This is a genomic window from Bacillus sp. TL12 (genome assembly GCF_022625245.1).
In the GTDB taxonomy this organism is placed as follows: domain Bacteria; phylum Bacillota; class Bacilli; order Bacillales; family Bacillaceae_G; genus Bacillus_A.
The window spans coordinates 15,325-41,824 of sequence record NZ_JAJJBY010000003.1 but is presented as its reverse complement, the minus strand read 5'-3'; the positions used below and the strand labels follow the sequence as shown (position 1 = coordinate 41,824).

The window sequence follows — 26,500 nt, the reverse complement described above, 5'->3', positions numbered from 1 at the left end:
AAGGCGCTCAATTTTGGGCGTCTTTCTTATTTAAGAAGCGTAAAATAAGGGGTGTATATGTATGATATATAATGAGTTCCTATTGTGAAGGTGTGAAGGTTAAGCGTATAATATTGTAGGTCTAAAAAAATATAAGACAAATTGTGAATGATAAAAATGATAGATATTTTTTCATCACTTATAAAAAGAGATAAAATGAAAGTAGTACTGGAATTTAGATAGGGAGTTATAAAATGAAATTAATTATTGCCGAGAAACCCGATCAAGGTTTGGCTCTTGTTTCTCAATTTAAATATCGCCGAAAAGATGGTTATTTAGAAGTAGAAGCAAATGAGTTATTTCCCAATGGAGCTTACTGTACATGGGCAATTGGTCATTTGACGCAGTTATGTAATCCGGAGCATTATCACGCTGAGTGGAAAAAATGGTCATTAAATACATTACCAATGATCCCAGAACGTTTTCAATTTGAAGTTACAAAATCAAAATATAAGCAATTTAATGTTGTGAAACAGTTGTTACATAATCCGCAAGTGAAGGAAATTATTCATGCAGGCGATGCGGGGCGAGAAGGGGAATTAATAGTACGAAATATTATCAACCTTTGTAACGTACAAAAACCGATGAAACGCCTTTGGATTTCGTCTTTAACGAAGCAAGCGATTTATCAAGGGTTTAAAAACTTACTTGATGAGTCAGATACGATTAATACGTATTATGAAGCATATACAAGGTCATGCGCTGATTGGGTCGTTGGGATGAACGCATCACGCGTCTTTAGCATTCTGTTAAAGAAAAAGGGAATGAATGATGTATTTTCGGCTGGCCGTGTACAGACGCCGACATTAGCTTTAATCGTAAAACGTGAAAAGGAAATTGAAAACTTTAAATCAGAACCATTTTGGGAAGTGTTTGCAACCTTTAATATAGAAGGAAAGAAATATGAAGGAAAGTGGGAGAAGGATAATGAGTCCCGCTTAAAAGATCCTGATATGGCAAATAAAATCGCAGCATTTTGTCAAAATAAACCGGCTGAAGTAAAGGAAATGAAAACGGAGCGGAAAGAGTTTCAACCACCGTTTTTATTTAATTTATCATCACTGCAAGCAACAGCGAATAAAGCATTTAAATTTTCACCGAAAAAGACCCTTGATATTACACAAGCTTTATATCAAAAAGGGATTGTGTCTTACCCTCGTTCGGATTCTAACTATGTAACACAAGGAGAAGCAGCAACGTTTCCTGACATCTTACAAAAGTTAAGCCAGTTTGATGATTATAAAGATTTGTTACCTGCGCCGATTGAGTCCATTATGAATAATAAGCGATATGTGAATGAGAAGAAGGTTACGGATCACTACGCCATCATTCCGACTGAACAAGTAACAAATCCAAGTAAACTATCTGGTGATGAAAAGAAAATTTATGATATGATTGTTAGAAGATTAATTGCAGCACATTATGAAGTTGCAATTTTTGATTATACAACAATTACAACACTTGTTGATGGACGTGCAGAATTTATTTCAAAAGGGAAACAACAAATTCAAGAAGGCTGGCGCAAAGTTATTTTTCAAGATGATAAAGACGATGAAACGATTCTTCCAATTGTAGCAGAAGGTGAGCAAGGAAAAGTCGTAAAGGTGAAAGTGAAAGAGGGAAAAACGCAGCCGCCAAAGCGTTATACAGAAGGACAGCTTATTACGCTAATGAAGACAGCTGGGAAGTATTTAGATAATGAAGAGCTTGAGAAAGTATTAAAGAAGACAGAAGGTTTAGGTACAGAAGCAACTCGTGCTGGCATTATCACAATGCTGAAAGATCGTAAGTATATTGATGTGAAGAAAAACCAAGTATACGCAACAGATAAAGGGAAAGTATTAATTACCGCAATTGGTGATAAAATTTTAGCCTCCCCAGAAATGACTGCAAAGTGGGAACAGCGTCTTGCGGAAATTGGAGAAGGTACAGCTTCACCAGCAACCTTTATGGAACAAACGAAAAAGTTATCAGCGAAAATTATTGAAGATGCGATTGAAATGTCTGAGAAATGGAATTTTACCGGATTGAATGTAGAGTCGATTGAACGTAAAGGATCGAAGTTTACAACAGGTAAAAAAGTAGGACAATGTAAAAAATGTGATGGCGATGTAATCGATAAATCGACTTTTTACGGTTGTTCGAATTATAATACAACTCAATGTGATTTCACGATCTCCAAAAAAATATTAGGAAAAACGATTTCACAAAAGAATATGACGAAGCTATTAAAAGGTGAACAGACGGATTTAATTAAAGGTTTTAAAAAGAATGATAAAACGTTTGATGCGAAGTTACAGTGGAAAGAGAATAAAATAATTTTTGTGTTTGAGAAGTGAGAAAAGGTGTTACGACATGTCGTAACACCTTTTTTCTAAGTATTTGTTTGAAATGCTAATTCTTATTGTTAATGGTGTGGTGAATATTTCCTTGCGTTGTTAACATAATTTTCATATGTAAAGGGGTCATGTATCTTTCATATTCACTTACCATACAAAGAGCCCCACAAGCATAGCACTCAATAAGGAAACAGCCATTCCACTAACAAGAAGCTTCCAAACATTCTTCCCGATAATTGCTGATTTTTCTGCACCAAATAATGAATTGTAAGTCCCATAAATCATACCAACTGTACTAAAGTTAGCAAAAGAGGCTAAAAATGTTGTTGCAACTGCAACTGTATGTGCAGGTAAAGAGTGTAAATGTGATTTTAAATCCATCATCGCAACAAATTCATTAGTTGTTATTTTTATCCCCATTAATTCAGCGACATACATAGCATCAGTGCCTGATAAACCAAGTAAAAAAGCAAAAGGACTAAAGATAATAGAGAAGATTTTTTGAATTGTTAAACCTGCTACAAAGAAACTTAAAATACCATTTAAACATGCTGTTAATGCTACATATCCAATTACCATAGCTAAAATAACAATAACCATATTCATCCCAACTAACATACTATTTGAAATGGTAGAAAAGAAATCTTTTTTTTCTTTTTTTGGAGGTGAATAAATAATATCTTCTTCTTTAGTGATTTCTAAAGGATTTAAAACATTGGCTAAAATTAATGCATTTAAGCAGTTTAAAGGGATTGCGCTGAAAATATATGTTGCTGGAACCATTGATAAATAAGCACCAAGAATGGACCCGCTGACGCTACTCATACTCATAATTCCAAAAGTCAACAAACGATTTTCTTTTAAAACAGATAATTGATCACGAACTACAGCAAGTGCTTCCGTGTTTCCTAAAAACATCATTTGAATGGAAAAGAAACTTTCTAACTTTGGTAAGCGCGAAATTTTTGAAATGATTGCACCTACTTTATCAATAATCCAAGTTAAAATTCCAAAATAAGAAAGAATATCAAAAAATGTAATAACAAAAATGATAGGAAGTAATGCACTGAAGAAGAAGTCAATCGTTTGATTTTCCATAGCTGATGGAAATGCAAAACGAATACCTTCATTTGCACACGATATTAGCCAAGTGAAAAATGACGCGATTTTATCAATTATGATGTTTCCAAATTTGGTTCCTAACATAAACCATGTAATAAAAAGTTCAAGGATTATCAGAATAATGATTGGTTTCCATTTTATTTTTCTTTTATTAGGTGAACATAAGAAAACTACTAATAATACAATGAAAATTCCTATAATATTTAATATCAAATTCATGTCAACAACTCCTTGAGGTTTATTATTTGTATATAAAAAAGCTCTTATTCTTCATATTTTGGCTAATGAATAGAAATTATGAAAAACAAGAGAGAAATGTAAAAAATATGAAGTGAGTCTATTTTAGGAAAAGTTATTATTTTTTAGGTGTTTTTAATTTGCGAAAAATATTGTTAAGTTTGAAATAATTATGAAAGAAGCTGAAAGTATGAATGGGATTTTATTACATGAATTTTTATGCTGAAAGTGAATTTAATTAAAAAATTCAAAAAATAGTATTGAAATATATTATTCTTAAGACTATAATAAGTGAGAATAACACACTAACTGATTAAAAATTCAGAATCTTCAATTAGTTAAAATTGGAAATTAGATAATGTATTTTATAATGGAGGTTGTATCATGGCGAATAAAGTACCTTTTTCGTTCATAGTAGTTATCGGATTAATGTTATTTGCTCTCTTTTTTGGAGCAGGAAATTTAATTTTCCCTGCGATGTTAGGTCAATCGGCTGGAACAAATATTTGGGCAGCGAATGCGGGTTTTTTAGTAACTGGGGTTGGACTACCGCTACTTGGTGTATTAGCATTTGGATTTTCAGGTAAAGAGGATTTACAATCACTGGCAAGCCGTGTACATCCTATTTTCGGAATTGTGTTTACGACAATTTTATATTTAGCAATTGGTCCATTATTTGCAATACCGAGAACGGGTAATGTTTCCTTTGAAATTGGTCTTAAACCTTTTGTACCAGAAAGTTTAGGATCTATGTCTTTAATTATTTTTACAATTATATTTTTTAGCATTACTTGTTTTTTTTCGCTCAATCCCGCGAAAATTGTCGATATTGTTGGGAAAATCTTGACGCCAATTAAACTAACGTTCATTGGAATTTTAGTAATTGTTGCTTTCATTCGTCCGATAGGGGATATGCAAGCACCTGTTGAAACGTATACATCTAACGCATTCTTCAAAGGGTTTCAAGAAGGATACTTAACAATGGATACGCTTGCATCTTTCGTATTTGGCATTATTATCATTAATGCTATTAAAGAAAAAGGCGCAAAAACGAAAAAACAAATTATGGTTGTTTGTGCAAAAGCAACGATTATTGCAGCGACAGTATTGGCAATTCTTTATACAGCGCTTTCTTATATGGGAGCTTCAAGCGTAGCAAAACTTGGACACTTGGAGAATGGTGGAGAAGTTTTGGCAAAAGTTTCAAATTACTATTTTGGTTCATATGGTGGGGTATTATTGGGATTAATGATTACAGTAGCTTGTTTAACGACTAGTGTAGGACTTGTTTCAGCATGTTCTTCATTTTTCCATAAACTATTTCCAAATGTATCTTACAAAAAAATCGTTGTTATTTTATCTGTTTTTAGTGCAATTGTTGCGAATGTAGGATTAACGCAACTCATTGCAGTTTCTGTTCCAGTATTAACAGCGATTTACCCATTAGCGATTGTACTAATCTTTTTAACATTTCTCCATTCATTATTTAAAGGGAGAAGGGAAGTGTATCAAGTAAGCTTACTGGTAACGTTTATTATAAGTTTATTTGATGGGTTAAATGCAGCTGGAGTAAATATCCAAGTAGTGAACCATGTATTTACTAAATTTCTTCCGATGCACGAAGTAGGGCTAGGATGGATCTTCCCAGCTATTATTGGTGGGTTTATTGGGTACGGTATTAGTCATGTAAGAGTGAAAAATGAAATTCATTCTGGCGTAGCAAAAGTAAATAAGTAGTTATATGTCACAAAAAAGTTATAGCGTTTATTTCTATAACTTTTTTGTTATTATAGGAGATAAATGGCTGAGTTGTTATAGTGGGTAACCGTACGAAATAGCCATTAATATATCTTTTATAAAAAAAGTAAAAGTGAATTTAGGAGAAATATAATGAACAAAAAAATTGATCATATCGGTATTGCTGTTCGAGATATAGATAGTAGTATACGTTTTTACGAGAAGGTTTTATCAGGAACATTAATAGATCGTTATGTAAGTGAGGCGGCAGGTGTTGAGAGTGAAGTGGCGATTCTTGAAGTAAATGGCGATAGAATTGAATTGCTTGCACCGACGAATAATACAACTTCACCAATTGCAAGATTCATCAAGCAAAAAGGAAAAGGTGTACACCATATTGCTTATCGTGTAGACAATTTGGATGAAGCTTTAGAGGAATTAAAACAACAAGGGATTCGAACGTTGGAGCATACATTACGTATAAACAAGCATGGTAGAAGATTAATTTATCTTAATCCAGCCGATACAGAGGGGACGATTATTGAATATTGTGATTATCCTGAGGGGAAATAGCTTGTGGTTTTAAAACTTAAAAGAGTATGAAGAGGTGTTACGTCTATACGTAGCACTTTTTTGTTTTTTAATGTTTAGGAAGTGTTAGGGAATCATAAGGTTGGATTTCACAATTTCTTCACAAATGCTTCACTGTTTCTTTTCGTTCTAAAAAACTTATATTTATATATTATATGTTATAATCATAACTAGCTTTAAAAAGATAAGTAATGATTATATGAATAGTATCTTAATTAGTATAAGTTCAGGGTGGTGTATGAATAGTTCACAATGAAATTTTTAATTTATATTTTATTATTTAATATTTAATGAAGTTAATTTTTGGAAATAGAATAAAAATAGTAATGCTTTATTAACTTCCGAGTGAAATACAGCGATGTAAAAGAAAGAAGTGAAATGAATGTGAGTGTATTAAGAAAACTAGGAGCATGGATGGTAATGGCATGTGTACTGATGATATCGCTACCTACAGCAGTTTCGGCTCATGCTTATATTGTAAAATCAAACCCTTCAGAAAATGAAACATTAGAGAAAGTACCTTCTGCTGTAAGGATTGAATTCGATGAAATATTGCAATCCTCAAACTTTAATACAGTATTCGTGAGGAATGCTTCAGGGAAACGAGTGGATTTAAAAAATGCCCATGTTGATAAAAAGAACCCGAAATTATTAAAAGTTGGAGTGAAACAAGATATACCAAATGGTACATATTCTATTCAGTGGAAAGCTATTTCTGCTGATGGACATCTGATTCAAGGAGTCATCCCATTTCGTATTGGAGCAGAGGCAACGGGAGAAAGTAGCATACAAGCAGAAGAAATTGGTTATTTCCCGCAATTGGATATGCTCATAGAAAGAGGCATTTTATATACAGGTTTTTCTATCTATATAGGTGTTCTATTTTTTAACCTGATAATCTATAAGGGGAATTCCAGTATAGTTCAATCAAGAAGTAATAAACTCATTTGGACTTCATTGCTTGGTATATTCACTAGTTTACTATTTAGTCTTCCTTTGCAAGCAAAGATAAATGCTGGTGTTTCGTGGGGAGATGCATTTCAACCTGCATTATTAAAAGAAACGTTGCAGTTACCTGTTTTTGGATATGTATGGATAATTCAAATGACGCTCACAATTGTGTTGATCGCTGCTACATATGTTGCCTTAAAACGAGGAAAGCTCTCATCGTTTAAAACATGGACAGTTCCAAGTCTTCTTTTTGTTGAATTGCTTATTATGAAGGCGATGAATAATCATGCATACGGTCTAAAGTATAAAGAGATTGCGGTCATTATGGATTTTCTACATCTATTCGCAGCTTCGCTATGGATTGGAGGTTTAGCATCGATTCTTCTTCTTTTACCTAAAGACGATGAGAAAGAGAAATGGACAAAGTATTGGGATGCTATTAAAAAATTTTCACCATGGGCAATGGGGACAGTTATTGTTATTTTTGTGACGGGTCTTTTTAATAGTACTTTCTTTATTCCAACGATCCATTCATTATTTGATACAAATTATGGCTTAGCATTGTTAACAAAATTTCTCTTATTTATTGGTATGGGGATATTGGGACTTATTCATTACGTAAGGGGAAGGATGAGAAAAGAGAAAAAATTGGGGGCTACGCTGAAAGGTGAATTTGGTATAGGGATAGTAATTTTCATCATAGTAGCTTTTTTAACGAATATACAAACACCACCAATGCCGCCAACTGGACCATTTACAGGAAGTCAAAAACTCGATAATGGATATGAACTTACTTTACATGTAAGTCCCAATAAGGTAGGAATGAATACATTCCGCATTGACTTAAAGGATACAAATGGACAGCCTGTTACTTATATGGAACAAATTGTACTGACAACGAAATCTTTAGAAATGGATATGGGAAAAGGTACATTTAAGGTTTCGCCGGTTTCACCAGGATTGTATCAAGCGGAAGGGATGTATATTAATATGACTGGTGAGTGGAATATACATGTTCATGGATTAATGAAGACTCTTGATAGTTTTGATACGGATTTTAAATTCATGGTCGGCGGTCGATAAAGTCAAGTTTATATAGAGAAAAAAGGAGTAATGGAAAAATGAAACGTATAAAAAAATTAGGAACAACAATGATAGCAACAGTAATTGCCATGGGACTTTTCGCAGTACCTGCTAGTGCACATGTAACGGTGAAACCAGCTACTTCTGGTGTTAGCTCTTGGGAAACGTATACAATAAAGGTCCCTGTTGAAAAGGATATAGCAACAACGAAAGTTATCCTTAAAATACCAGAAGGGGTCGAGTTCCAACAGTATGAGCCAGTACCGGGATGGAAGATTGATGAACAAAAAGATGCATCTGGAAAGATTAAATCTGTGACGTGGGAAGCGACTGGGGAAGGGATTTTACCAGGTCAATTTCAGCAATTTACTTTTGTTGCTAAAAATCCAGATAAAGAGCAAAAAGTGGCTTGGGACGCATATCAACAGTACAAAGATGGAGATATTGTAGAATGGACAGGCGGTGAGAAGGCTGATAAACCACATTCACTTACAACAATTACAAAGGGTACAGCATTGACTGGAGAGCATGGAGAATCAAAAGTATCTAATGTGAAAGAGAAAGAAAGTACAAGTATGCAAAAGATAGCTATTATTTTATCCATTCTTTCTATTATAGTTTCATTAGGTACATGTATCTTTGTAGTATGCCGTAAAAAGTATTAAATAAGAAAACGCCCATTTAATAATAGGCGTTTTCTTATTTATATTGGACTAGCATCTTTTAGGTTCAACAGACTGTTTCATGGTAAGTGATTTTGGTTTTATATTTACAAAACAAATACTTACGACAATAAATACGAGTCCGACGAATAAACTAATGGTAATAGCTTCATGCAGGAAAATAGAACTTACAATAATTACGATTAGTGGAATAAGAAATGTATAAGCTCCAACTTTACTAGCTTCTCCAGCTCCGACAAGTGTAAAGTAGGCAAGCCAACCCATTGCAATAACAAAGATTGAAATGAATAGTAATACGATTACAAATGGTATGCTCCAAGCAATGCTAGACCAGTTTTCAAATTCTGAACCGAATCCAATTAAGCAAAATCCTCCAATGATAAGCTGAAGTGTAACCATCCAAATTGCATTTACACGGTTTCCTGTTTTTTTGATAAATACTGTACCAAGTGCCCAGCCAACTGCACATCCTAAAGCAAGGAAAATACCGATAATAGAAATATGTCCGGTTAAGCTACTAGAGCTAATAACAGCAACGCCCGTAAATCCAAGAATAAGGCCGAAAATTTTCAAGCCATACATTGTTTCTTCAAGCCAAATCCAAGAGAAAATCCCAAGTAAGACAGGCTGAAGAAATACAATAGCGGAAAAGAGTCCGGCAGGCATATACTGAAGTCCTACAGTTTGTAGTCCGTAAAATAAAATAATGTTGAGTAAAGCGGAAATAAAGTATAAATGCCAAGTTTCTTTTAGATGTAATTGTTTGTATTTCGGTAATGCGAAAATAAGTAGAATAAATCCTCCTATCACTATGATATGATATTGAACACGATAAATAAAATGAATCTTTTTTATAAGGAGTATAAGTAATTAGTTATGACCATTACGCAACTTCAAGTTTTTGTAAAAGTAGTCGAATTAGGAAGTTTTACGAAGGCAGCTCGAGCCTTGAATATGACGCAACCAGCTGTCAGTCATGCTATTTCTAGCGTGGAATCGGAATTAGGTGTAACACTTATCATACGTGATAAACGAAAAGGTTTGATTCTTACTGATGTAGGGAATCGTATTTTGGTTCATTTTCGAGAAATTTTAAATGGCGTTGAGAAAGTAGAACAAGAAGTAGCGAAGGAGAAAGGGCATGAAGTTGGTACAATTCGAATTGGAAGTTTTCCAAGTGCATCAGCATATTTCCTGCCTAAAATGATTAATATCTTTCGCGAGAAATATCCGAACTTAGAATTAATACTCTATGAAGGAACACTGAAAGAAGTAGAAGAGTGGCTATTGTCACGTGTAATTGATGTAGGAATCGTAATTTTACCAAATAAAGAAATGGAAATTGTACCTTTAACGAAGGGAAAGATGGTTGTTGTTTTAAGAAATGATCATCCTCTATCGGAGAAAGCGACAATTACAATTCAAGATTTAGAAAATGAACCAATTATTATTTGTAAAGGTGGGTATGAACCACCAATTATAGAAATGTTTAAGCAAGCTTCCGTACCGCTTCGTATTGAATACGTTGTGTCTACTGTGAGGACATCCTTGAATATGATACAAGAGGGATTAGGGTTAGCTATATTAGCTGAATTATCCTTATCAGATTTACCACCGAATGTTCAAACGAGAGAATTACAACCACAAGTATGGAGAGAAATTGCGTTAGCTGTTCCTTCATTAAAAGAATCTTCACTAGCTGTTCAACTTTTTATTGAAGAATTTCAAGGGGTGTTTGCAGAATAGTAAAAAGGCATCTTGTTTGTAAGGTGCCTTTTTACTTATTGCTATCACATGTCAAAAAAATTTTTATAGAAAGGGTTGACTTACATTCTTGTTGTAACTATAATGATTACATCAAGGTGGTGATTACGATGAAAATTAGTAGCCGCTTTTCTATAGCTGTTCATATTTTATCCATTTTGAAAAACAATCCATCTTCTGTTTGTACTTCTGAATTTATGGCTGAGAGTGTAAATACAAATCCGGTTGTAATTCGAAAAATAATGTCTTACTTAAAACAAGCCAAATTTGTTTATGTAAATCGAGGGCCAGGTGGGGCTGGGTTATTAAAGGTTTTAAGTGAAATTACATTATTAGATGTATATCATGCAGTAAATGTAGTTGAAGAAGATAAGCTATTTCACATTCATGAACAGCCGAATCCAGATTGTCCAATTGGAGCGAGTATTCAAGCTGTATTAGAATTGATTTTAATTCAAGCACAATCTGCGATGGAAGAAGTGTTAAAAAGTATCACGATGGAGCATTTGTTTGAATCGTTACAAGAGAAAATGAATGCTTAAAACATGCAAAGCTCGATAAAAAGAGGATGCATATTTTTTTCTTATGAATGTAACTAATTCTGTTACAACTTATGGAATCAAAAAAAGGTAAGGTGTAATCATATGACTGTAAAAATGAAAGTGTACTCTGATTTTATTTGTCCGTTTTGCTTTTTAGCAAAAGGTCCATTAGATGAGGTAGCGAAGGAGAAAGATGTAGAAATCGAATGGATGCCATTTGAATTACGTCCAAGTCCATATTCTAAAATAGATCCTTGGAATGAGCCGGAAAAGTTAGGTTCATGGGATTCATTCATTCTTCCTACTGCAAAGAAATTAGGAGTTGAAATGAGATTGCCACGTGTTTCGCCGCATCCATATACACATTTAGCTTTTGAAGGGTGCCAATTTGCGAAGGAACACGGACTTGGAAATGAGTACCATCACCGAGTGTTTACTGCGTTTTTCCAGGAAGAACAAAATATTGAAGATATAGATGTATTAACAAAATTAGCAGTAGAAGTAGGGCTTCCTGAAGCCGAATTTAAAGATGCTTTAGTAACTCGTAAATATAAAGAAAAACATCAGCAAGCGATTCAACATGCATACGATGAAGCGAATATTATGGCTGTTCCAACTGTAATGATTGGAGATGAAGTCATTCAAGGGCTTGCTAGTAAAGAAACATTAGAAAGAGTAATTGATAAAGAAATCGAAAAGGATAAAACAAATTCATTTGAAGGTATGCAATGTAATACGGATGGGTATTGCTAATCCATCTTTCATCAAAGAGTCAAATCGATTTGTTTAAATAAATGATAAAACGTATAAATTTGGAGGGATTATCATGTCGGTAACTACAACATACTTAAAAGAAGCAATTGTGAACCGTCGTTCAATTCGAAAAGTAACAAAAAATGCTACGATTACAAAAGAAAGAATCAATGAAGTTTTACAAACAGCTTTACATGCACCAACATCTTTTAATATGCAAAGTGGCCGTATGGTTGTATTAATGGATGCAGAGCATGAAAAGTTCTGGGATATTGTAAAAGAAACACTTAGAGCTCGCGTGCCAGCAGAAAATTTTGAAACAACTGTAGAAAGACTAAAAGGTTTCCGTGAAGGAGTAGGAACAGTACTATTCTTTGAAAATCAAGCGACAGTAAAACAAATGCAAGAAAATGCACCATTATATAAAGAACAGTTCCCATTCTGGTCTCATCAAGGAAATGCAATGTTACAACATACTGTCTGGATGCTATTATCTGCAGAGGGAATTGGAGCATCATTACAACATTACAACCCAATTGTAGATACTGAAGTGAAAGAAACTTGGAATATTCCAACAGAGTGGAGCTTAGTAGGACAAATGCCATTTGGTGAGCCAAATGAACAACCGGGTGAAAGAACATTCTTACCTACTGAAGATGTAGTGGAATTTTACTAAAATATCCTTGGAAGTATAGGGAGTAATATATGACAGAAAGTACAAATTTGCAAATCATTCGTAGTACGTATCAAAGTCCAGATTACTTAATAAAGGCTCTTTCAAAAGAAGTAGAGTGGACAGAAGCGGCAGGGTTCCCATATGGTGGCACGTATGTTGGGGTAGAAGCTGTAATAGAAAATGTTTTTAGCCGTCTAGCATCAGAATGGGATGATTTTAGAGCGAGCGTGCATACGTATCATGAGGTGAATGAAAAAGAAGTCGTTATTGCTGAAGGGATATACTCTGGAGTATATAAAAAAACAGGTAAAGCATTTCAAGCTGATTTTGTACATGTTTGGGAATTGCGTAATAGAAAAATTGTAAGATTCAAACAATATGTTGATAGCCATACTGTTCAACAAGCACTACTACCTTCTTAATAGTAAATAGAGAGTGAAAAGGGAAGCTGTTTCAGAAATAGTTTCTCTTTTTTGTGTGCTTTTAAACAAAGATTTGTTATTGGGTGGAGTATACCGTCTTCGTTTAGGGAAGCATAGGGACGGTTCTTATGCTTCTTTTCAGTCTTCGACAACCCTCTTCTATCAATACTTAACCTTCTCGAAATGTTCATCTGAGGATGGACAAACCCACAATCCTTTCTAAAAATGATTCATATATTATAAGTAGAGTAAGTGGAGGTTCTTATGTCTCTTTTTTTCAGATGTCTAACATCAGATGTGTTAAATTTAGAAAGTTTAAATACACCCTACATTGGCTGGGGCTAGGTAGCAGTTATTTGCACACTGATGTTCCACAAGGGCGAAGAAAGGGATTTATCCTTTTTCACTTACTCTATTTATTTTCTGAAAATAGGTAACGGAAAAATCTTCAATCTATTCATTGGGATTAAAAATAGGTATTGGATTTGAGGCAAAAGAACTGTCGCCTGTTTCAATCTAATTGGAGTGTGAATTATATTGGATACTATTGTCTTAATTATTGTGCTTGTGGTTTCACTTTATTTATCAACATACTATTCAGCGGCAGAAACGGCCTATTCAAGTGTTAATAAAATCAGGTTAAGATATTATGCTAGTAAAAACAAACCAGGCAGTAAAAAAGCCTTATATATAACCGAACACTTTGACGAAGCCCTATCTACCATTTTAATAGGGAACAATATTACGAATGTGGCCGCTACTAGTATTGGGACAACTGTGGCAGCGAAGCTTTTCGGAGAGGGAGCTGGACTACTTATTAGTACAATTGTCATGACGATTATCATCTTAATATTTGCCGAAATTTTACCAAAAACCATTGCGAATGAAAATGCTGGAAAATATTCCTTGAAATATTCTCGAAGTTTACTTTTTCAAATGAGGTTATTAACGCCGGTTAATGTTTTGAACCATAAGCTGAAAGAATTTGTTTCTAAAAAATTCGGAAAAACCGAAAACCTGCCATCTATTACAGAGGAAGAAATTAAGTTATTGGTAGACATCAGTGAAAAAGAGGGGATTATTAATAAGGACGAGAAGGAGCTCGTTCACCGGACCCTGGAGTTAAAAGAAATAATGGTTGAGGAAATTTTCACCCCACGTATGGATATTATTGCCGTAGAAGTAAATCAATCAATTGAAGAAATTAAAAAAGTTTTTTTGAAGGAAAGATATTCGAAAATTCCAGTCTACAAAGAAAACATCGATAATATTATAGGATTCTTGACAGAACGTGAATTCATGTCTGAGCTTATCCAGCATAATGAGGTCAATATTGCGAAACTTTTACGATATCCTCTGTTTATTGAGAAGTCAATGAGTAGTGGTTCTCTAATGCATAAATTACAAAGGACGAAAAGCCAAATGGCTATCGTTGTCGATGAATTTGGAGGAACTTTTGGATTAATCACCCTTGAGGATATTCTCGAAATATTGGTAGGAGACATTTGGGACGAGCACGATGAGAAAATCATGGTGAAAAAGCTGGATGAGTCTTTGTATAAAGTGGATACCCGGTTTAAGTTAAAAGAATTCGTGGAATTGTTTAATGTCCCAATGCCTGAAACGCAAGCTCATACCCTTGGCGGCTGGATTTTTGAAAAGCTTGAGCGAATTCCGAAAGAAGGTAAAACATTTCAATTTGAAAACCTTCAAATTACTGTACATGAGGTTAATCATTACCGAATTCGAAAAGTTATGATAGAGATTCTCCCTATAGAGAACGAGGAATGAAGCAAGAGGAATGGAAGACGGTTCTCTTGCTTTTTTCATTTTAAAATGTCTAAGCATACTGAAAAAGGATCGTAGCACTTTATATTTGCTTGTACAAATATAAAGAGGGATTATACGATTTAGCAAGAACACAATGTATATAAAGAAGAGTGAAAAATTGCACTTTGTCGTTATGGATTATATGAAACGAGGGAGTGCTTGCATATAAAGGGTAGAGCTCATAAGATTGTGAATGGAGAGCTTTTGAAAATTGTAATACTATACGAAGCAGGAGTTGTTTGAGAATATTACAATATAGATGGAAAATGGGACTTTTCGAAGTTAAAAGAAAGATTTAAGAGTTTTAGTCATAAGATGTTGTAAAGAGCAACTTTATTATGGGAATTGATAGAACTAGTCATGATAAAACAAGATAAAGAAACTGGGAGAGGAAGTTTGAAATAAATGATGCAAATGAAAAGTTTCTTTCAAAGTAGAGGGTTCCAGAGGTTCCTTGTATTAATCATTTTAGCTCTTATATTATACGGGCTAAAAAGTATGATTAATTTAATTTTGATTACCTTTATCCTTACGTTTCTAATGGATCGATTTCAAAGGTTTATTTCTGAAAAGCTTAATCGTTTTGTACGGATAAATAGAAAATTGATTATCGCTTTTTTATACATTGTTTTAGTGACGTTTATTGTTACTACGTTATATAAATATTTGCCTGTGTTAACGATACAAATTTCACAATTGATTTATCAGTTTAAACTCTTTTTTCAGAACCCACCCGATAATGAAATGATACGATATGCGTTTTCGACGATTAATCAAATGGAAGTTTCAAAGTATATTGAACAAGGGGTAGATGTCGTTTATCAATCTTTGGCGAATATTGGGAAGTTAAGTTTGCAAATTTTACTCTCTCTTATTTTGAGTTTATTTTTCTTGTTAGAAAAGGAGCGCATTATTCGATTTACCTCTAAGTTTAAGGAGAGTAAATTGAGAATCTTTTATGAGGAACTCACATATTTCGGTAAAAGGTTTGCGAGGTCGTTTGGAAAAGTGATTGAAGCACAGTTTTTGATAGCTGTTGTAAATGGTATTCTCACTGTGATTGCACTTGTGTTTCTCGGTTTTCCACAACTTCTTGTATTAGCTGTCATGGTATTCTTGCTAGGACTCATTCCTGTTGCAGGTGTGATTATTTCATTATTTCCACTTTGTATTATTGCGTATAACATCGGTGGAATTGCCTATGTCGTATACATATTAATTTTTATTACAGTCATTCACGCAATTGAAAGCTATTTCTTAAATCCAAAATTTATGTCCGCAAAAACGAATTTACCAATCTTTTATACATTTATGGTTCTTATCTTTTCAGAACACTTTTTAGGAATATGGGGTCTTATTATTGGGATTCCGATCTTTATTTTCTTACTTGACGTGCTTGAGGTGCACGATGGAGAGAAATCTTATCCAAATGTAGAATGAATTTTCAAGTTATGTAAAAAGCAATCCAATATCTTTGGATTGCTTTTTTTGAAGGCATAATCAGCATGTATTTTACAGTACAGGAGCCATTGTTTCTTTCAGTACTTGAACAGAGTGATCGAACTTTAACTCCTCGTCTTCACTTAGTTCAACTTCTAAAATTTCACGAACTCCTTGACGGTTTAAGACGGCAGGAACACCGATATAAACATCATTTTGTCCATATTGGCCTTCAAGATATGCAGATACAGTTAATACGCTGTTTTCATCATTTAAAATTGCTTTTGTTACACGTAAAAGCGACATGCCGATGCCGTAGTATGTTGCACCTTTTCGTTCAATGATGTGATAGGCTGCATCGCGAACATTTATAAAGATTTCATCTAAATCTTTTTGGTTATGTTCATTATCTTTTTCAAGAATCGTTTGTAGTTTTTGAATTCCGATTGATACGTGGCTCCAAACAGGGAGTTCTGTATCGCCATGTTCACCGATGATGTAGGCATGAATATTGTGAGATCCAATATTGAAATATTCTCCTAGCATGTAGCGGAAACGAGCAGAATCTAGAGTTGTACCAGAACCAATTACCCGTTCTTTTGGTAGTCCGGATTCTTTCCATGTTACGTAAGTTAAAATATCTACAGGATTTGTAGCAATTAAGAAGATGCCATCAAATCCGCTATCCATAATACTACGAACGATTTGTTTAAAGATCTTAGCATTTTTCTCAACTAAGTCTAAACGTGTTTCACCTGGTTTTTGTGGTAAACCAGCAGCGATTACAACAAGATCTGCGTCTTTACAATCTTCATAGCTACCTTTCCAAACTCTTGTTGGTGATGGAGCAAAGGGAACCGCATGACTTAAGTCCATAGCTTCTCCTTCTGCTTTCGCTTCGTTTACATCAACGAGAGCAAATTCTTCTGCAACACCTTGGTTAATCATGCAGTAAGCATAGCTACACCCTACTGCTCCAGTTCCTACTAATACAACACGGTCAATACCTTTTTTCATATGACAATTCCTCACTATTTCAGTAATTTTGATATGTAAGATAGGTCTTACTTCTATAGAAACAATTCTAGTTTATTACATTTTATGAAAGATATTCAAGTATTTCAAAATATATCTGTTCAAATAGGTATTAATTATAAGGAATGAAACATAGATATCTCTTAGCTGAAGTCAAAATTCATATTTTTGCGAAGGATTAACAGCTTTTGAACAAAGGAAAGAACTCGAATTATTTCCTCATATTACATTGCCATCGGGGGGCATACATTTTGTAAGAGAATATACAATGTTAACATATGGTTGGATACTAGGAACAATTGAATGTGGAATTCGGGTTGCTAATAAAGTGAAACTTTAATCAGTGGGGGTTCTTCATTCCCCACTGATTATTAGCCCTCACCAATCGGGCTTTTACAGGCAGTTTATCTCCCACCTAGCTTCTTTGCTCCCGCCGAATTTTGAGGTGGGAGTATTACTGTCCTAAAATAGCGGGATAAAGTAAATTACTTATCATATCGAGGGAATCAACATAGTGAGCTTGTTTTGTTTACAAATAGAAGTTGTTTTAATAAAATAATGAATATAAATCGTAATAATTACGCTTTAAAATATATTAGAAACGCAGAAATGGATGGTCGGTAATATGAGTAAAGTAGAAATTCATATATTAGGTGGTTTTTTGGGAAGTGGAAAATCAACACTGCTACAAAATCTATTATTAGCGGAAAAGAAGAAAAATCGAAAAGTAGCTGTTTTAATGAATGAAATAGGTGAATACTCAGTAGATACGGATATTATAGGAAAAGAGAATGTTTTAAGAGAACTTTTAAAAGGTTGCATTTGTTGTACATTGAAAGATGAACTTGAAATTCAATTACATTCTTTATATCAACAAGAAAGACCCGATGTCATTTATATAGAAACAACAGGAGTGGCTCACCCAATTGAAGTATTAGATGCATGCTTGTCACCTATTTTAGCTCCTTATCTTGATGTGAAGTCCATTGTTGTTGTATTAGATGCGATGAGATGGTTAAATCGCGATACATTAAGTAAAAATATTCAACAACTTTTACATGAACAAATCAAATATGGAAGTCATATCCTCATTAATAAATCAGATTTATTAAAAGATGAGGAGAAGCAAAAAGTTTTAGAAGAAGTAGCAGCAATTAATAAACATGCTAAATTGTATAAAACACAGTATTGTAATATATCTTTAGGAGATATAGAAGGTTTGGAATTTAAAGGGAATGAAGAGCATGGAACATTACATGTGAAGCAGCATTTACATATACAAACGATGACATATCAATTTACAAAATCAATTGACCAAGATCAACTATATGAATGGCTTTCCAATTTACCGCAGGAGATTTATCGAGTTAAGGGATTTGTAAAATTTCATGGGGATAAGTACCCGCATTTATTACAATATTCATTTGGGGTACCAATTTTATTGGAACAGGACTTTGGATTTCCGACAAACCTTGTGATTATTGGTGAAGGTTTAGATAAGAAACAATTAAAGGCAGGGTTAAGTAGCTTAGAAAATAATGCGTTTTAATGAGTTGATATAAAACAAACAGCGGAGAATGATAGATTCTCCGCTGTTTGACATGTATTCAAATGGTAGCGGATGTAGCATTTAGTCACCACCGGAAAATGCTTACTAAATTGTGGATGCTCAAAGGTTAGGGTGTATAATTCGAATAATTGTATGAATATTTACAAATGCATTGGAAGGGATTTGGAAATGTCTGGCGAATGTAGAGGTACTTCAAGAAATTTTTATTAACAGCCTAATTCACATTGTTAAAAGCGAAAAGTCATGATTACGGATGGTTTACTGCTATGGCGTATTTGATTCTATTAGAAAGTAAAGTATGGGGAGGATCACAATGTCAGCAAAAAAACGTAAGTGGCTAAAAATGGTGTTTACGGGATGTATTCTTGGTTCGTTGTTAGTAACAGCAGGATGTGCAGAGAAAAAGGCAAGTACAGACGATGAGAAGGCGATTAAGGTAGGTGTTCTTGCTTCGTTAACAGGTCCACTTGAATCATATGGGAAACAAACGGTAAGTGGATTTGAATTAGGATTAGATTATGCAACAGGTGGAACAGGGAAAGTAGAAGGAAAGAAGATTAAGTTTGTTGTAGAAGATACGGAAACGAAAGCGGATGTAGCGGTTAAAAAAGCTACGAAACTATTAGAGGAAGACAAGGTTGATTTTCTTGTTGGATCCTCGAGTTCAAGTGATACATTAGCAGTGTTACCACTAGCGGAAGAATATGAAAAAATAATGGTTGTTGAACCTGCAGTTGCAGATAGTATTACAGGTAAGAACTGGAATAAATATATTTTTAGAACAGGTAGAAATTCATCTCAAGATGCAATTGCTGGTGCAGCGTCAATTGCTAAGAAAGATGTAAAGATTGCAACGTTTGCGCCAGATAACGCCTTTGGTCGTGAAGGAATTGCTGCATTTAAAGCTGGAGCTAAGAAACTAGGAGCGAATATTGTAAATGAACAATATGCTGATACGAATTCTACTGATTTTACTGCAAATATTCAAAACATCATTAGTTCAAAACCAGATTATTTATTTGTTGTTTGGGCCGGTGCGAACTCACCATGGAAGCAATTAAAGGATATGAATGTGGAAGCACAAGGGATTAAAATTTCAACTGGAGCACCGGATATACCGGCATTAAAAACGATGGATGCATTAGTGGGTATGCAAGGATTTTCAGTATATTATCATACACTTCCGAAAAATAAAGTAAACGATTGGTTAGTAGAAGAACATAAGAAGCGTTTCAATGGAGCAGTTCCAGATTTGTTTACAGCTGGAGGAATGTCAGCGGCAATTTCTATCGTTGAAGGGTTAAAGAAAACAAAAGGTGATACCGACGTTGATACGCTTATTAAGAAGATGGAAGGAATGGAATTTGAGACTCCAAAAGGAAAAATGAAATTTAGAGAAAAAGACCACCAAGCGTTGCAAACGCTTTATTCTATAACGCTTCAAAAACAAGATGGTGTTGATTATCCAGTACCTGTTTTAGAGCGTGAACTGACAATGAAAGAAATAGAGCCACCAATCCAAAAAAAATAATCAGAATTTTTAGTTAACCGGTAGGTAAAGAGAGGGGTGTCCCCTCTCTTTATAGTTAGTTTTTGAAATGAATAATAAAAAATCCTTATGAGGAGGGATAGAGTGGAGAGTTTATTAGAGACTCGGAATCTTTGTGTCTCATTTGGTGAACATCATGTTATCAAAAATGTGAATTTGGCAATACCAAAAGGAAAGCTAGTTTCTATCATTGGACCGAACGGAGCAGGCAAAACAACTCTATTTAACTTGTTAAGTGGACAGATTTCTCCAACAAAAGGTGAGGTATATTTTAAAGAACGTGACATTACAAAGTTATCGATTTCAGAGCGAACTCGCCTTGGGATGGGACGATCTTTCCAGCTTACAAATATTTTTCCAGAGTTAACAGTAATTGAAAATATACGTTTAAGTGTACAGTCGTTTGCTCAAGATTATTATAGTTTTTTTCCAAACTTCTCGCGATTTAAGCAGCAGATGGGAGAGGCGAGACGTCTTCTGAAGACAGTATTGCTTCACGAAAAAGAAGAAGTGCTAGCGAAGGATTTAGCACATGGAGAAAAGAGAAAATTAGAATTGGCTATGCTGCTAGCACTCAAAACAGATGTATTGCTACTTGATGAACCGACAGCGGGTATTTCTGTTGAGGAAGTTCCAGCTATTCTACAAGTAATCGAGAATATAAAGAAAAATCGAGAGAATACGATTGTGCTTATCGAACACAAAATGGATATGGTTCTGCATTTATCAGATCACCTTATTGTATTATTTCATGGTGAGTTATTAGCGGAAGGATTGCCGAAGGATATTATGAAGAATGAGCGAGTACAAACGGCATATTTAGGGGGATTGCACGGTGACACTATTAAAAGTGGATAATATAGAAACATATTTGGATCAGTTTCATATTTTGCAAGGTGTTTCTTTTAAGGTTGAGACAGGAACGATCACTGTATTATTTGGGAGAAATGGGGCTGGAAAAACAACAACTTTACGTTCAATTATGGGGTTTCATCGAATTTCTAATGGCGAGATTTATTATTGTGATGAAAAAGTAAATGGTTTATCTACTCATCTAATTTCGCGAAAAGGAATAGGCTATGTGCCAGAAAATCAAGGGATTTTTCATGATTTAACGGTAGAAGAAACATTTGCTCTTGCGGGAGCAAAGAAAGGGATAGAAGTCGCGGGAAAAGTAGAATGGATGCTCGATTTATTTCCAGATTTAAAACAATATTGGAATAAAAAAAGTGGGCTGTTGAGCGGAGGACAAAAGCAAATGCTGGCGATTTCAAGGGCGTTCATTAATAGTGATGGGTTGCTATTAATTGATGAGCCAAGTAAAGGATTAGCGCCAATTATGATTGAGAAGTTAATGTCAGCCATTTTGCAAATGAAAGAAAAAACAACAGTTTTGCTTGTGGAACAAAATTTTATGATGGCAAGCCAGATAGGTGATTATTTTTACATTATGGATAATGGCACAATCGTGCACAACGGCCCAATGAATGAACTGAAAGAAGATAAGGAAACATGTCATAAGTATTTAGGGATTTCTTAACATTGATACGGAAGGAGGTATAGAACGTGGATGTGTTAGTGAATTTGTTTGTAAACGGTGTTTCGACAGGTATGCTTATTTTCTTATTAGCATCTGGACTTTCACTAATTTTCGGTTTGATGAGTGTGCTCAATTTTGCTCATGGTGGATTGTTTGCATGGGGGGCTTTTACGGGGGTATGGCTATTCAACATGACGGGTAGTTATGTACTTGCATTAATAGGTGCGATTTTGATGGGAATGTTTCTTGGTTTCGTTTTAGAAAGATTTCTCATTCGCCCGGTCTATGGAAATCATGTTCGGCAGCTTCTCGTTACACTCGGTGGAATGCTCGTACTTAGTGAATGTATAAAAGTATTTTGGGGACCGAATCCCATTGGAGCTAAATTACCATCATGGCTGCAAGGAAGCTTTACATTTGATGGAATTATATTAATTAAGTATCGCTTATTTGTTATTGTCGTTGGGGTCGTGATTTATATTGGTTTGATGTTTTTATTACGTAAAACAAAAATAGGACTTATGATTCGTGCCGGTGTAATGGATAAGGAGATGGTGGAAGCTCTTGGCATTAACGTAAAGGCTATATTTTCCTTTGTCTTTTTATTAGGAGCTGGAATGGCAGCGTTAGGAGGCTTTCTTCTTGCAACATATTCAGGAGTTATTTTTGCTGAAATGGGTATGCAGTATGCGATTTTAGCTTTTATTGTGGTCATTATCGGAGGATTAGGTAGCGTGCAAGGTTCGGCGATTGCATCTTTAATTGTTGGATTGGCAGGAGCGTTTACGGCGTATTATATACCTGATTTATCACTCGCAATCAATATGTTAATGTTATTGTTTTTCTTAATAGTCAAACCGACGGGACTGGTTGGTGAGAAGGGGTGAAATGGTGAACAGTACATTTAACCGTGGTGGGATATATTTTGGGATAGCTGCATTGATTTGTTTAAGTGTATTCCCTTTCGTAAATGATTCAAGGAGCTTACTCATTTTGCTCACACAAATTTTCATCTTTGCTATATTTGCAATGAGTTTTGATCTTCTTCTTGGATATACAGGAATTGTTTCATTTGGTCATTGTATGTTTTTTGGAATCGGTGCGTATTGTGTCGCGCTTTTATTAGATCGACAAGAAGTTTCAATCACCAGTTTTTTAATGGGCATTGGGATAGCGGTTCTATTATCAGCGATAGTGAGTTATATAATTGGATTGCTCTCTTTACGATTAAAAAGTCATTTTTATGCAATGTTAACACTGGCTATTTCTCAATTATTCTTTGTACTGGCTGAAAAATGGCGAGCTGTGACACATGGAGGAGATGGCTTTACATTCGGGGTACCTGATATGTTTCGTGACCGCTTCACATTTTACTATATTACCCTCGTATGTCTACTTGTGATTTTTTTATTGCTTCGCTTATTTACTCAATCTTCTATCGGAAAAGTTTTGAAGGCAATTTCGCAAAATGAGCAACGGGTAGAAGCACTTGGATATAAGGTTCTTCACTATAAAATTATTGCGAGTATAGTTGCAGGGATAGTAGCAGCGATTAGCGGTGGTTTATTTGTTATTACATTACGTTTTGTAAATACAACTGTTTTTTCAATTGAAATGACTTTGAATGCTCTATTGATGGCAATGATTGGGGGAGTTGGAACATTAATTGGGGCAATTGCAGGAGCTGGAATTATTGAATCTTTAAAGTATTATTTATCAGAACTGGCGGCGCAGTATCCAATCTTTGAAAGATGGACCATTTTCCTTGGGCTACTTTATATTATTGTGTTATTAGGTTTCCCGACAGGATTGGTTGGAACGGTGAAAAAAATAAGAAAGGTAGTACAAAATAAAAAGACAGAAAAAGGCAAGGAAGTTGAACATAGCGCATGAAACTTTATCTCAAGGTTTAGAAAGGAATGCGGAAGTTAGGTAAGAGTTATCCATCAGCGGGAGAATATTCTGCTGATGGAGGTTTCAATTGATAAATTTTTTTGCTTGCAATTTTATCAATTGAGTAGTAAAGTGATAGTAAGATCAGTGATGAGGAGGTATTCGAAATGCGTGAAAATACGATAGGATCGTTAATTTGGCTGCGCTTAATTCGTTTTACAAACCAAAGTAATCAGTTATCAAATGATTTTTTAAAACGCTTTGATTTAACGACTGCTCAATTCGATGTACTCATGCAAATTCGAATTTATCAGCCACTCACGCAAATGGAGTTAGCTGAAAAGGTTACGGTTACGCAAGGCGGCATTTCGCGTATGCTAACGCGTCTTGAAAAAGAAGGATACATTGTACGTAAGCAAGATTGGAAAACGAAAATGATTAGTCTTACGGAGAAAGCTGAATCTATTTTAGACAAAGCATTACCTGAACAAGTTGCATTTCAATCATCATTTTTTAATGATGTATTAAACGAAGAAGAACAAGAAACACTATATAAGCTAATAACACGTGTTCATAAGCATAGTGTAAAAAAAGAATTACCATCTGAGTAATTTTTTTTACACTATCACTTGATTAGTCAAATGATAAAAGGAGGAACAAACATGTATAAAATTCCTGGACATCATCACATTTCAATGATTACGAAAAATGCTCAATTGAATAATCAATTTTATCAAAAAGCATTAGGACTACGCCGCGTAAAAAAGACGGTGAATCAAGATAATCCTAAAATGTATCATTTATTTTATGGAGATTTAACGGGTAGTGCAGGAACAGAACTTTCATTTTTTGAAATGCCTATGGCAGGAAGAACAACTGGTGGTACAAATGCAATCACACAAATTGGTTTACTTGTTCCATCGCTTGAAAGTCTTACGTTTTGGAAAAAACGATTTGAACAATTGGATGTAAAGCATAGTGAAATTACAACATATGTTGGTCGAGATGCTTTACATTTTGAAGATCCAGATGGATTACGATTGGTATTGTTAAATAATAAAGATGAAGAGGTACCAGCGTATTGGTCTGCGTGGGATGGTTCTGCTGTAGAGAATGAGCATCGTATTTTAGGTATGGGAACTGTTGAAATCACAGTACGAGACTTAGAGAGTTTAGGGAAAACATTAAAGGATATGTTTGGTTATGTAGAAGCATCTCGTTCTGATGGAGAGGCAATTTACCAGGCTGTTCGTGGACAGTCATTTGGAGAAATTGTTGTGAAACAAAAAGAAGGACCAAAGGAAAAGCCTGGGAGAGGAAGTATTCATCATTTAGCAATCCGAGTGAAAAACGAAGAAGAGTTACGTTATTGGGAAGAGGTTGTTAAAGAAAATGGATTTTATTCAACAGGGATTGTAGACCGCTTTTATTTTCAAAGTTTATATTTCCGAGAATCAAATGGTATTTTATTTGAAATTGCAACAGATGGACCTGGATTTACTATAGATTCAAAAGTAGAAGAACTTGGTAAAGTGTTAGATTTACCACCATTTTTAGAAGAACGACGTGCAGAAATTGAAGGGAAGTTAACACCACTTGATTAAAAAGGAGAGAGAAATGATGAAACAATATCGTATAGATACAAGTAAAGGGATTGAGTTTGGTTTATATTCGATTGGGGATCATATTCCAAATCCGCATACAGGTTCAAAAATTAGTGCAGAGCAGCGCATTCGAGAATTAATTGAGGCAAGTAAGTTAGCCGATGAAGCAGGACTTGATGTATTTGCTGTTGGGGAAAGCCATCAAACATACTTTACAACTCAGGCCCATACGGTCATTTTAGGGGCAATTGCACAGGCAACAAAAAATATTAAAATTGCTAGTTCGGCAACAGTGTTAAGTACATCGGATCCTGTTCGTGTATACGAAGATTTTGCTACACTTGATTTAATTTCAAGCGGCAGAGCTGAAATTGTTGCTGGCCGTGGTTCACGTGTAGGTGCATATGATTTGCTTGGTTATGATTTGCTTGGTTATGATGTGCGTGATTATGAAGAGTTATTTGAAGAAAAAATGGAGCTATTGCTGAAGTTAAATAATGAGGAAAAAGTAACGTGGGAAGGTCAATTTCGTGCTCCATTGAAAAATGCAACCATTTTGCCGCAACCAGAAGGTGGATATATGCCGATTTGGCGTGCAGTAGGTGGCCCGCCTGCTAGCGCAATTAAGGCTGGATATGCGGGTGTACCGATGATGCTGACAACACTTGGTGGTCCTGCTATCAACTTTAAGGGATCGGTAGATGCGTACCGTCAAGCAGCAGAGCAAAGTGGTTTTGATCCAGCAACTTTACCAATTGCAACTACAAGTTTATTGTATACAGCAGAAAATTCACAAGATGCACTTCGTGAGTATTATCCACATATTAATGCTGGAATGTTGGCATTACGTGGCGGAGGCTATCCAAAACAACAATTTGCACAAGCTACAGATTATCGAGATGCACTAATGATTGGTAGTCCAGAGCAAATTATTGAAAAAGTACTATATCAACATGAATTATATGGTCAGCAGCGTTTTATGGCACAAATTGACTTTGGCGGCGTACCATTTGAAAAGGTAGCGAAAAACATTGAGTTGATTGCCACAAAAGTAATACCAACTATTAAGAGACATACAGCGAAACAATAAGGAGTGAATA

General features: G+C 34.8%; 23 protein-coding genes and 1 pseudogene. 21 read left to right on the top strand and 3 right to left on the bottom strand.

The features are described 5' to 3' along the window. Positions 1 to 233 precede the first annotated feature (233 nt). Positions 234 to 2,378, top strand: a complete 2,145-nt coding sequence (gene topB, locus LOK41_RS03845; RefSeq protein WP_241815329.1) for a DNA topoisomerase III — start codon at positions 234 to 236, stop codon at positions 2,376 to 2,378. Between the two features lie 147 nt (positions 2,379 to 2,525). Here the strand turns inward: topB and LOK41_RS03840 are convergent, their stop codons facing one another. Further along, positions 2,526 to 3,719 carry a nucleoside transporter C-terminal domain-containing protein gene (locus LOK41_RS03840; RefSeq protein ID WP_241815328.1) on the bottom strand — a complete coding sequence of 398 codons (1,194 nt, stop codon included), beginning with the start codon at positions 3,717 to 3,719 and terminating at the stop codon, positions 2,526 to 2,528. 402 nt (positions 3,720 to 4,121) lie between these two features. On the opposite strand from LOK41_RS03840, the gene brnQ reads away from it, so the two are divergent. From brnQ to LOK41_RS03820, 4 genes are all read left to right on the top strand, one after another. Then, positions 4,122 to 5,474, top strand: coding sequence for a branched-chain amino acid transport system II carrier protein (brnQ, locus tag LOK41_RS03835; protein ID WP_241815327.1), 1,353 nt, complete (start codon positions 4,122 to 4,124; stop codon positions 5,472 to 5,474). Positions 5,475 to 5,627: 153 nt separating this feature from the next. Continuing rightward, positions 5,628 to 6,047, top strand: coding sequence for a VOC family protein (locus tag LOK41_RS03830; protein ID WP_241815326.1), 420 nt, complete (start codon positions 5,628 to 5,630; stop codon positions 6,045 to 6,047). A 396-nt stretch (positions 6,048 to 6,443) separates the two neighbouring features. After that, entirely contained in the window at positions 6,444 to 8,099 is a 1,656-nt protein-coding gene (locus tag LOK41_RS03825; RefSeq protein WP_241815516.1) for a copper resistance CopC/CopD family protein, read from the top strand. Positions 8,100 to 8,137: 38 nt separating this feature from the next. Next, positions 8,138 to 8,764, top strand: a complete 627-nt coding sequence (locus tag LOK41_RS03820) for a YcnI family copper-binding membrane protein (protein ID WP_241815325.1) — start codon at positions 8,138 to 8,140, stop codon at positions 8,762 to 8,764. A 48-nt stretch (positions 8,765 to 8,812) separates the two neighbouring features. Here LOK41_RS03820 and LOK41_RS03815 read toward each other — a convergent pair. Continuing rightward, positions 8,813 to 9,592, bottom strand: a pseudogene (locus LOK41_RS03815) (DMT family transporter); the annotation flags it as partial. Between the two features lie 66 nt (positions 9,593 to 9,658). Between LOK41_RS03815 and LOK41_RS03810 the strand changes: the two are divergent. From LOK41_RS03810 to LOK41_RS03780, 7 genes are all read left to right on the top strand, one after another. Then, positions 9,659 to 10,528, top strand: coding sequence for a LysR family transcriptional regulator (locus tag LOK41_RS03810; protein ID WP_241815324.1), 870 nt, complete (start codon positions 9,659 to 9,661; stop codon positions 10,526 to 10,528). Between the two features lie 128 nt (positions 10,529 to 10,656). Further along, entirely contained in the window at positions 10,657 to 11,088 is a 432-nt protein-coding gene (locus LOK41_RS03805) for an Rrf2 family transcriptional regulator (RefSeq protein ID WP_241815323.1), read from the top strand. 102 nt (positions 11,089 to 11,190) lie between these two features. After that, a complete protein-coding gene (locus tag LOK41_RS03800; RefSeq protein ID WP_241815322.1) occupies positions 11,191 to 11,841 on the top strand; it encodes a DsbA family oxidoreductase in 651 nt (216 codons plus the stop codon). A gap of 73 nt (positions 11,842 to 11,914) precedes the next feature. Then, on the top strand, positions 11,915 to 12,517 hold the full coding sequence (locus tag LOK41_RS03795; protein WP_241815321.1) for a nitroreductase family protein: 603 nt from the start codon (positions 11,915 to 11,917) through the stop codon (positions 12,515 to 12,517). Positions 12,518 to 12,546: 29 nt separating this feature from the next. Further along, positions 12,547 to 12,939, top strand: coding sequence for a nuclear transport factor 2 family protein (locus LOK41_RS03790; RefSeq protein WP_241815320.1), 393 nt, complete (start codon positions 12,547 to 12,549; stop codon positions 12,937 to 12,939). Positions 12,940 to 13,476: 537 nt separating this feature from the next. After that, positions 13,477 to 14,730 (top strand): hemolysin family protein, encoded by a 1,254-nt coding sequence (locus tag LOK41_RS03785; RefSeq protein WP_241815319.1) that lies wholly within the window; start codon positions 13,477 to 13,479, stop codon positions 14,728 to 14,730. 444 nt (positions 14,731 to 15,174) lie between these two features. Next, positions 15,175 to 16,209: an AI-2E family transporter gene (locus LOK41_RS03780; protein WP_241815318.1), complete on the top strand. Its 1,035-nt coding sequence runs from the start codon at positions 15,175 to 15,177 to the stop codon at positions 16,207 to 16,209. Between the two features lie 72 nt (positions 16,210 to 16,281). Here LOK41_RS03780 and LOK41_RS03775 read toward each other — a convergent pair whose 3' ends face one another. Beyond that, positions 16,282 to 17,226, bottom strand: coding sequence for an L-lactate dehydrogenase (locus LOK41_RS03775; RefSeq protein WP_241815317.1), 945 nt, complete (start codon positions 17,224 to 17,226; stop codon positions 16,282 to 16,284). A gap of 643 nt (positions 17,227 to 17,869) precedes the next feature. Between LOK41_RS03775 and LOK41_RS03770 the strand changes: the two genes are divergently transcribed. From LOK41_RS03770 to LOK41_RS03730, 9 genes are all read left to right on the top strand, one after another. Beyond that, positions 17,870 to 18,793 (top strand): CobW family GTP-binding protein, encoded by a 924-nt coding sequence (locus LOK41_RS03770; protein WP_241815316.1) that lies wholly within the window; start codon positions 17,870 to 17,872, stop codon positions 18,791 to 18,793. 334 nt (positions 18,794 to 19,127) lie between these two features. After that, positions 19,128 to 20,345 carry a substrate-binding domain-containing protein gene (locus LOK41_RS03765; protein WP_241815315.1) on the top strand — a complete coding sequence of 406 codons (1,218 nt, stop codon included), beginning with the start codon at positions 19,128 to 19,130 and terminating at the stop codon, positions 20,343 to 20,345. A 102-nt stretch (positions 20,346 to 20,447) separates the two neighbouring features. Then, complete coding sequence (locus LOK41_RS03760; RefSeq protein WP_241815314.1) at positions 20,448 to 21,221, top strand: ABC transporter ATP-binding protein; 774 nt, start codon at positions 20,448 to 20,450, stop codon at positions 21,219 to 21,221. Next, positions 21,199 to 21,903, top strand: a complete 705-nt coding sequence (locus LOK41_RS03755) for a branched-chain amino acid ABC transporter ATP-binding protein (RefSeq protein WP_241815313.1) — start codon at positions 21,199 to 21,201, stop codon at positions 21,901 to 21,903. Before LOK41_RS03760 ends, LOK41_RS03755 begins: the two co-directional genes overlap by 23 nt. Positions 21,904 to 21,929: 26 nt before the next feature. Further along, positions 21,930 to 22,790, top strand: coding sequence for a branched-chain amino acid ABC transporter permease (locus LOK41_RS03750; protein ID WP_241815312.1), 861 nt, complete (start codon positions 21,930 to 21,932; stop codon positions 22,788 to 22,790). Position 22,791: 1 nt separating this feature from the next. Beyond that, the gene (locus LOK41_RS03745; RefSeq protein ID WP_241815311.1) at positions 22,792 to 23,796 is read left to right on the top strand and encodes a branched-chain amino acid ABC transporter permease; all 1,005 of its coding nucleotides are present in this window, start codon (positions 22,792 to 22,794) and stop codon (positions 23,794 to 23,796) included. A gap of 167 nt (positions 23,797 to 23,963) precedes the next feature. Continuing rightward, positions 23,964 to 24,407 carry a MarR family winged helix-turn-helix transcriptional regulator gene (locus tag LOK41_RS03740; RefSeq protein ID WP_241815310.1) on the top strand — a complete coding sequence of 148 codons (444 nt, stop codon included), beginning with the start codon at positions 23,964 to 23,966 and terminating at the stop codon, positions 24,405 to 24,407. A gap of 51 nt (positions 24,408 to 24,458) precedes the next feature. Beyond that, on the top strand, positions 24,459 to 25,400 hold the full coding sequence (locus tag LOK41_RS03735) for a ring-cleaving dioxygenase (protein WP_241815309.1): 942 nt from the start codon (positions 24,459 to 24,461) through the stop codon (positions 25,398 to 25,400). 16 nt (positions 25,401 to 25,416) lie between these two features. Then, entirely contained in the window at positions 25,417 to 26,490 is a 1,074-nt protein-coding gene (locus tag LOK41_RS03730; RefSeq protein ID WP_241815308.1) for an LLM class flavin-dependent oxidoreductase, read from the top strand. Positions 26,491 to 26,500: the final 10 nt, after the last annotated feature.

Bases quoted from the DNA above. Each gene is read 5' to 3' on its own strand.
- LOK41_RS03735 (WP_241815309.1), top strand. From the start codon at position 24,459: ATGTATAAAATTCCTGGACATCATCACATTTCAATGATTACGAAAAAT.
- LOK41_RS03770 (WP_241815316.1), top strand. From the start codon at position 17,870: ATGAGTAAAGTAGAAATTCATATATTAGGTGGTTTTTTGGGAAGTGGA.
- LOK41_RS03730 (WP_241815308.1), top strand. From the start codon at position 25,417: ATGAAACAATATCGTATAGATACAAGTAAAGGGATTGAGTTTGGTTTA.
- LOK41_RS03795 (WP_241815321.1), top strand. From the start codon at position 11,915: ATGTCGGTAACTACAACATACTTAAAAGAAGCAATTGTGAACCGTCGT.
- LOK41_RS03775 (WP_241815317.1), bottom strand. From the start codon at position 17,226: ATGAAAAAAGGTATTGACCGTGTTGTATTAGTAGGAACTGGAGCAGTA.
- LOK41_RS03805 (WP_241815323.1), top strand. From the start codon at position 10,657: ATGAAAATTAGTAGCCGCTTTTCTATAGCTGTTCATATTTTATCCATT.
- LOK41_RS03740 (WP_241815310.1), top strand. From the start codon at position 23,964: ATGCGTGAAAATACGATAGGATCGTTAATTTGGCTGCGCTTAATTCGT.
- LOK41_RS03810 (WP_241815324.1), top strand. From the start codon at position 9,659: ATGACCATTACGCAACTTCAAGTTTTTGTAAAAGTAGTCGAATTAGGA.
- topB (WP_241815329.1), top strand. From the start codon at position 234: ATGAAATTAATTATTGCCGAGAAACCCGATCAAGGTTTGGCTCTTGTT.
- LOK41_RS03830 (WP_241815326.1), top strand. From the start codon at position 5,628: ATGAACAAAAAAATTGATCATATCGGTATTGCTGTTCGAGATATAGAT.
- LOK41_RS03780 (WP_241815318.1), top strand. From the start codon at position 15,175: ATGATGCAAATGAAAAGTTTCTTTCAAAGTAGAGGGTTCCAGAGGTTC.
- LOK41_RS03765 (WP_241815315.1), top strand. From the start codon at position 19,128: ATGTCAGCAAAAAAACGTAAGTGGCTAAAAATGGTGTTTACGGGATGT.
- LOK41_RS03790 (WP_241815320.1), top strand. From the start codon at position 12,547: ATGACAGAAAGTACAAATTTGCAAATCATTCGTAGTACGTATCAAAGT.
- LOK41_RS03840 (WP_241815328.1), bottom strand. From the start codon at position 3,719: ATGAATTTGATATTAAATATTATAGGAATTTTCATTGTATTATTAGTA.
- LOK41_RS03820 (WP_241815325.1), top strand. From the start codon at position 8,138: ATGAAACGTATAAAAAAATTAGGAACAACAATGATAGCAACAGTAATT.
- LOK41_RS03800 (WP_241815322.1), top strand. From the start codon at position 11,191: ATGACTGTAAAAATGAAAGTGTACTCTGATTTTATTTGTCCGTTTTGC.
- LOK41_RS03745 (WP_241815311.1), top strand. From the start codon at position 22,792: ATGGTGAACAGTACATTTAACCGTGGTGGGATATATTTTGGGATAGCT.
- LOK41_RS03825 (WP_241815516.1), top strand. From the start codon at position 6,444: ATGAATGTGAGTGTATTAAGAAAACTAGGAGCATGGATGGTAATGGCA.
- brnQ (WP_241815327.1), top strand. From the start codon at position 4,122: ATGGCGAATAAAGTACCTTTTTCGTTCATAGTAGTTATCGGATTAATG.